We start from the raw sequence: 7,145 nt of genomic DNA, 5'->3' as shown, positions 1-7,145 counted from the left end.
ATTATTTGTGGTTCTTTTTTATTATATTTAGATTTGTTTATAAAAATATTTAGAAATTCTTCTAAATATATTTACAAATTCTAAAAAAAGGATATAATGTAATTATAAATAACGATAATCATTATCAATAAAAGAAGGTGTAGAAATGTCTTTAATTTTATCTCAAGTAGGACAAGAAGTAACGATAAAAAAAATAACAGGCAATGCTGAAACAAAAAAATTTCTTAATAGCTTAGGTTTTGTAATTGGAGAAGGAATAACAATAGTATCTGATTTAGGTGGAAATTTAATTGTAAATATTAAAGGAGCTAGAATAGCACTAGATAAGGGAATGGCTAGTAGAATCTTAGTTTAGGGGGATTAAATATGACTACATTAAAGGATGTTAAATGTGGACAAACAGTAAAAGTTAAAAAAGTAGAAGGTGCAGGTCCAATTCGTAGAAGGATAATGGATATGGGAATAACTAAAGGAAGTGAAATTTATGTTCGTAAAGTTGCTCCATTAGGTGATCCAATTGAAATTAATATAAGAGGATATGAGTTATCACTTAGAAAATTTGATGCAGAAATGATTGTAATTGAGTAATTATATAATTGAACAAATAAGGGGGAAAAACTATGTCAATTAAAATTGGATTAGCTGGTAATCCAAATTGCGGTAAAACAACAATGTTTAATAATCTTACAGGTGCAAAGCAATATGTAGGTAATTGGCCAGGAGTAACAGTTGAAAAAAAGGTTGGTAAATTAAAGGGGTATAATGATGTTGAGATTGTAGATTTGCCGGGAGTTTATTCTTTATCACCATATACTCTAGAAGAGGTAGTAACAAGAAACTTTATGATTGATGATAAACCAGATGCAATTATAAATATAATTGATGCTTCAAACATTGAAAGAAATTTATATTTAACAACTCAAATATTAGAATTAGGTATACCAACGGTTATTGCATTAAATATGATTGATGTAGTTGAAAAACGTGGTGATATTATAAATTTAGATAAAATATCACAAATTTTAGGGTGTCCAGTAATTAAGACTAGTGCCTTAAAAGGAACTGGAACTAAAGAAGTTGCTTTAAAAGCAATTGAAATAGCTAAAAATAAAACTTCTAATAATTTTAATATGAATTTTTCTCAAGAAGTAAAATCTGCACTTAATGAAATAAAAGCATTAATAAGCAGTGAAAAATTGAAAAAAAGCGATATTAACGATAATTGGATGGCAATAAAACTTTTTGAAAGAGATAGCAACTTATTAGAAAAAGTAACTATTAGTAATGAAGTAAATAATAAAATTGAAAATATCATTAGTAAATGTGAAAAAGAGTTTGATGATGATGCTGAAGGTATAATTACAGCAGAAAGATATGAATTCATAGGTTCTATTGTTTCAAAGATTATAAAGAAAAAAGATAACTCTAAGCATACAATTTCAGATAAAATTGATAAGGTTGTTACAAATAGAATACTTGCATTACCTATTTTCGCTTTAATAATGTGGGGAGTTTACTATATTTCTGTTAGTTCATTAGGAGCAATACTTACTGATTGGACTAATGATACGCTATTTGGTGAAATTATTGGAGAAAATGTAGCTGCATTTTTAGAAAATATAGGAACTGCACCTTGGTTACAAGGATTAATTAATGACGGAATAATAGGCGGTGTTGGTGCTGTATTAGGATTTGTTCCTCAAATTATGTTATTATTTTTCTTATTAGCGATATTAGAAGATTGTGGTTATATGGCTAGAATAGCTTTTATTATGGATAGAATTTTCCGTAAGTTTGGTCTTTCTGGAAAATCATTTATTCCAGTTCTTATAAGTTCTGGTTGTGGGGTTCCTGGTATAATGGCTACTAGAACAATGGAAAATGATAAAGATAGAAGAATTACAATAATGCTTACAACATTTATTCCTTGTGGAGCAAAGCTTCCTATAATTGCCTTATTTGCTGGGGCAATATTTGGAGGAGCATCATGGGTAGCACCTTCTATATATTTCTTAGGAATTTTCATGATTATAATTTGTGGAATTATATTAAATAAAACAAAAGTGTTTAAAGGTGAACCTGCTCCTTTTGTAATGGAACTACCACAATACCATATTCCAAGTTTTAAAGGTGTAATACTTCATATGTGGGACAGAGCAAAAGCCTTTATTGTTAAGGCAGGAACAATTATATTTGTAGCTTGTGCAGTAATTTGGTTTACAAGTTCATTTAGCTGGACATTACAAATGGTAGATGCTCAAGATAGTATTCTTGCAAGCATAGGAAAAGTAATAGCCCCTATATTTGCACCACTTGGATTTGGAAATTGGCAATCAGCAGTTTCAACATTAACAGGCTTTGTTGCTAAAGAAAATGTAGTTGGTACCTTTGGAGTATTATTTGGAATAGCAGAAGCAGCAGAAGATACTCCTGTATTATTAACTCAAATAGGATCAATGTTTACAGCTGCTAGTGGATTAGCATTTATTGCATTTAACATGTTAAATGCTCCTTGTTTTGCAGCTATAGGTGCAATTAGAAGAGAAATGGGATCATGGAAATGGATGTGGATTACTATAGGATTCCAAACACTTACTGCTTATATTGTTGCTTTAATGATTAATCAAATAGGTAGTTTTATTTTAGGTACTGGTAGCTTAATTGGTGCAATTGGTTCTGTTTTAATTGCAGTATTCGCAATTTCTATAGCAGTATTATCAGGTAGAGATATAAAAAGCAAGAAAAAAGTAACAAATGCCAACTAAGATAATTTATTATACTCATTAAGGAAGTGAATAGTATGGCAAACTTTATTATTGGTGGAATAGTTTTAGTGCTATTAATTTTAGCTATTAGAAAAATAGTTAAGAATAATAAGAGTTGTGGATGTCATTGTTCCGGATGCTCTCAAGCGAAATCTTGTAATAATAAACTTGAAATTAAAAAATAACCATTTTAAATAAGCTGAGATTTATAAGTCTCAGCTTATTTTTTATATAAATTATTTTTGCTTTGAGATAATAATCCAATTATTATTACATATTATATAATATGGTAGTTAAATCATAATATAGGAGGAAAAATGGATACTTGGATGGTTTTAGGAATAGATAAAACTAAAGATAAGTTCTTAATAAAAGATAGGTATTTCGATTTGTTAACCAAAGTAAATCCAGAAGATAATCCAGAAGGCTTTAAAATTCTAAGAGCTGCATATGAAAAAGCTCTTGAATATGCTAAAAATGAAAATATTGATGAGGATAATTCTGACTTAGAAAAATGGATTGAAAAAGTTAAAACTATTTATAAGTCATTTTCATTAAGAATAGACATAAATGAATGGAATAAATTACTCAATGAAGATATAAGTTTTTCTTTAGAAACTAAAGATGTGGCCTGTGAAAAATTACTTCAATATTTAATTAATAATATTAATATTCCATGCGAAGTATGGAGATTAATTGATTCACATTTCGAAATAAATGAAAGAAAAAAAGAACTTTATGAACAATTTCCAAAAGAATATATTGATTTTATTATTGATAGAATTGAAAACAATGATATTATAAATTATTACCTTTTTAAAGTCGAAGATAATAAAGATTATGATTCATGGATTAATTTATATTTTAATACAATACAGGAGCTAAACAATAATAACATAGAAGTAGTTAAAACATATTTAGAGCAATTACAAAGTTTTAACATATATCATCCATATTTTGATTTGCTTCAGTGTAGATATCATATGGCTTTAGGAGATTACACTATTTCAAAAAATATAATTTCTAATTTACTAAAAAATTATCCAAATGATATGGCTATAAATTATTATGCAGCAGAATTAAAATGGGTGGAAAAGAATTATAAACATGCTAAAGAATTATATGAGCACTGCTTAGATATTTCTCCAAATAATTTTAATGCAAAAGTAGGACTTGCTGATGTACTTTTAGAACTTGGTGAATTAGAAAAATCTAAGAATATATTTATTGATTTAATTAATATTGATCCATATTATGATTATCTTCGAGAAAGAGTTTCATATATAAATAGCCTTTTGATTGATAAGCTAGATAATCAGTTAAAAACAAACCCAGATAATAATAAATTAAAATTTAAATTAGCTTGGTGCTATTATGAAAATTTCAATTATGAAAAAGCCATAAATTTAGTTTTGAAAATTAAGTGTAATGATAAAAGTGAAATTATTCAAAAGTATGATATTTTAGGCAACTCATACTTTGATATGGGATCTTATGATACTGCATTAAAATATTTTCATGAACTTTTAAAAAACAAAAAAACTAAAAATAATGAAATTGAGCTTATCAGTATATACAATAAACTTGGTCGAATATATTCAAAATTAAAAAGATATGATGAGGCACTTAAATTCTTTGATAAAGTTTTGAACTTAATGCCTAATAATATCTATTATATAAATTGTAAGTGCAATACATTAATTAAGTTAGGTAAATATGAAGAATGTTTAGAATTAAGTGATATTGGTATAGAAGTAGATAAAAATGATTCACTTATTTACAGTTTTAGAGCTGAATCATTATATAATTTAGGATATTTAAAAGAAGCATTGGATTCTGCTAATAGATGCATTAATCTTTGCCCATACATTAGTGCTCCTTATATTATTAAAATGAAAATATTATTAGATAATCAAGAAAATGAAGAAGTATTGATGGTTTCTAATGAAGCAAACAAATACAAAATCAATGATAGTGAAATTGTATTATGCAAATGTGAGGCCTTAATAAAATTAAATAGAGGAGAAGAGGCTGAAGATTTAATTAAAAATTTATTAATAAATATTAATGACTCTAATGAAGAAAATAATGAAATAAAATGTAAGGCTTTTTACTTACTTTCACTGAATGAATTAAATAAAGATAATTTTAATTTTGCTTTAGAATTAATTAATGAAGCAATCTCTTTTAATTATAAAGATTTAGATAGTTATTATTTAAGAGCATATATTTATAGGTGTATTTTTGAATACAATCTAGCATTAAATGATTATAATTTTATAATCAATAATAATGGAAATATAGCATTTTCATATTATCAATGCGCACTTATATTCAAAGAAATTGGTAAATATAGAATTGCAATAAGTTACTTTAATAAAGTATTAGAAATTGACCCAGATTACCCAAATGCAAAAGAAGAGATTTTTAAGTTGCAGCAAAAGCTAAATAGTTATTTATAATATTAAATTTTAGTTGGGAGGGATATGGCTACGATTAAATTAAAATATTAATATAATTTAATTTAATTTGTAGTCTATGAATATGATAATAGGAATTGATCTTGGTACTACAAACAGCTTAGTATCTTATTTTAGTGAAAAAGGAACAGTAATTATACCAAATAGATTTGGAGAAAAGCTAACACCATCAGTTGTAAGTTTTGGAGATAATGGAGAAGTTTATGTTGGGAAAGTAGCTAAAGAAAGAATGATTACTCATCCAGAAAGTACAAAAGAACTTTTTAAAAGAAGTATGGGCAGTAAAAAAGAGTTTATAATAAATGAAAATAAATTTACTGCTGAAGAATTATCTTCGTTTATTATAAGATCTTTAAAGGAAGATGCTGAAGAGTATTTAGGAAGTGAAGTTAATGAGGCTATAATAAGTGTGCCAGCATATTTTAATGATAAGCAACGTAAAGCAACTCAATTGGCTGGAAAACTAGCTGGACTAAAGGTTGAAAGAATAGTAAATGAACCTACTGCAGCTGCTATAGCTTATGGATTGCAAAATAGAAATACTAACACTAAATTTTTAGTATTTGACTTAGGGGGTGGTACCTTCGATGTGTCAATTCTCGAAGTTTATAAAAATATAATGGAAGTTCATGCTATTGCTGGTGATAATTATTTAGGTGGAGATGATTTTACCGAGATATTAGTTAATATGTTTTTAAGGGCTAATGAATTAGAAGCATGTAATCTTGATTCTACAACAATTGCTATTATAAAAAAACAAGCAGAAGAAGCAAAAAAAATGTTTTCTAAACAAAAAGAAGTAATAATTAAATGTAAAGTTAATGATGAGATACTTAAATATAAAATATCATTAGATGATTATGAAAAAAACTGTGAATTACTATTAGCTAAAATACGTAAACCAATTGAAAGAGCATTAAAAGATGCGGAAATTAAATTACATGATATAGATGAAATACTTTTAATAGGTGGTGCTACAAAGCTTCCTATTATACGAAATTTCGTTGGTAAGCTTTTTGGGCGTTTACCAAATATATCTATTAATCCTGAAGAAGCTGTAGCTCTTGGAGCTGGTATACAAGGTGCTATGAAGGAAAGAAATGAACTAATAAAGGATATTGTTTTAACAGATGTATGTCCATATACATTAGGAACTGAAATATCTGTATTAAAAGAAGGAGAATATTATGAAGGTGGGCATTTTTGTCCAATAATTGAAAGAAATACTGTAGTTCCAGTAAGTAGAACAGAACGATTATACACAATTCATGATAATCAATCTTCTATTAAAGTAGAAATATTACAAGGTGAAAGTAGGTTTGCTAAAAATAATGTTTACTTAGGCGAGATAAACACTCCTGTACCAATAGGCAAAGCAGGTGAACAAGCTGTTGATGTTACTTATACTTATGATATTAACTCTATTTTAGAGGTTGAAGTTACAGTTGTATCTACTAAACTTAAGAAACATCTAATTATAAAAAAGAGTGATAATGATATGAGTGACGAAGAAATTCAAGAAAGATTTAAAGAATTATCTGAGCTTAAAATACCACCTAGAGAACAGGAAGAAAATAAACTTATACTTTCTATGGGTGAAAGTATTTATGAACAAAGTGTTGGAGAAACTCGAAGAGAGGTTGAATTTTATTTAAGAAAATTTGAAAATATACTTGATAAGCAAAATAGAGATGAAATTAAAGCTGCTGCTAAAGAACTAAAAGAAAAATTTGAATTTATATTAAGTAGAAATAATGAATGTTAATATATACCTTCTAATTATCATACAAAATATTTGGATAAATAAGTTGCTATTTCATTTTGTTTTAGCAACTTATTTTGTTTATAAATAAATTTGATACAATATTATAAATCAATTGATTTAATATAATAAAGATAA

At 26.7% G+C, this 7,145-nt stretch carries 6 protein-coding genes; all 6 read left to right on the top strand.

Translation table 11 applies throughout. From position 1 onward, the window contains the following. The first annotated feature begins 145 nt into the window (after positions 1-145). The 6 genes from TY07_RS12465 to TY07_RS12445 all read left to right on the top strand — a co-directional run bounded on the left by TY07_RS12465 (position 146) and on the right by TY07_RS12445 (position 7,010). Positions 146-355, top strand: a complete 210-nt coding sequence (locus tag TY07_RS12465) for a FeoA family protein (protein ID WP_042400391.1) — start codon at positions 146-148, stop codon at positions 353-355. A gap of 11 nt (positions 356-366) precedes the next feature. After that, the gene (locus TY07_RS12460; protein WP_042400389.1) at positions 367-588 is read left to right on the top strand and encodes a FeoA family protein; all 222 of its coding nucleotides are present in this window, start codon (positions 367-369) and stop codon (positions 586-588) included. A 32-nt stretch (positions 589-620) separates the two neighbouring features. Then, entirely contained in the window at positions 621-2,765 is a 2,145-nt protein-coding gene (gene feoB / locus TY07_RS12455; RefSeq protein WP_042400388.1) for a ferrous iron transport protein B, read from the top strand. A gap of 35 nt (positions 2,766-2,800) precedes the next feature. Further along, positions 2,801-2,950, top strand: coding sequence for a FeoB-associated Cys-rich membrane protein (locus tag TY07_RS17700; RefSeq protein WP_074431760.1), 150 nt, complete (start codon positions 2,801-2,803; stop codon positions 2,948-2,950). 132 nt (positions 2,951-3,082) lie between these two features. After that, entirely contained in the window at positions 3,083-5,227 is a 2,145-nt protein-coding gene (locus TY07_RS12450) for a tetratricopeptide repeat protein (protein ID WP_042400386.1), read from the top strand. A gap of 82 nt (positions 5,228-5,309) precedes the next feature. Continuing rightward, positions 5,310-7,010 carry a molecular chaperone HscC gene (locus tag TY07_RS12445; RefSeq protein WP_042400384.1) on the top strand — a complete coding sequence of 567 codons (1,701 nt, stop codon included), beginning with the start codon at positions 5,310-5,312 and terminating at the stop codon, positions 7,008-7,010. Positions 7,011-7,145: the final 135 nt, after the last annotated feature.

Source organism: Clostridium saudiense, from assembly GCF_000577815.1.
In the GTDB taxonomy this organism is placed as follows: Bacteria; Bacillota; Clostridia; order Clostridiales; family Clostridiaceae; genus Clostridium; species Clostridium saudiense.
The sequence above is the reverse complement of the archived record's forward strand: the minus strand, read 5'-3'. Positions and strand labels throughout refer to the sequence as shown.

Bases quoted from the DNA above. Each gene is read 5' to 3' on its own strand.
- feoB (WP_042400388.1), top strand. From the start codon at position 621: ATGTCAATTAAAATTGGATTAGCTGGTAATCCAAATTGCGGTAAAACA.
- TY07_RS12445 (WP_042400384.1), top strand. From the start codon at position 5,310: ATGATAATAGGAATTGATCTTGGTACTACAAACAGCTTAGTATCTTAT.
- TY07_RS12450 (WP_042400386.1), top strand. From the start codon at position 3,083: ATGGATACTTGGATGGTTTTAGGAATAGATAAAACTAAAGATAAGTTC.
- TY07_RS17700 (WP_074431760.1), top strand. From the start codon at position 2,801: ATGGCAAACTTTATTATTGGTGGAATAGTTTTAGTGCTATTAATTTTA.
- TY07_RS12460 (WP_042400389.1), top strand. From the start codon at position 367: ATGACTACATTAAAGGATGTTAAATGTGGACAAACAGTAAAAGTTAAA.
- TY07_RS12465 (WP_042400391.1), top strand. From the start codon at position 146: ATGTCTTTAATTTTATCTCAAGTAGGACAAGAAGTAACGATAAAAAAA.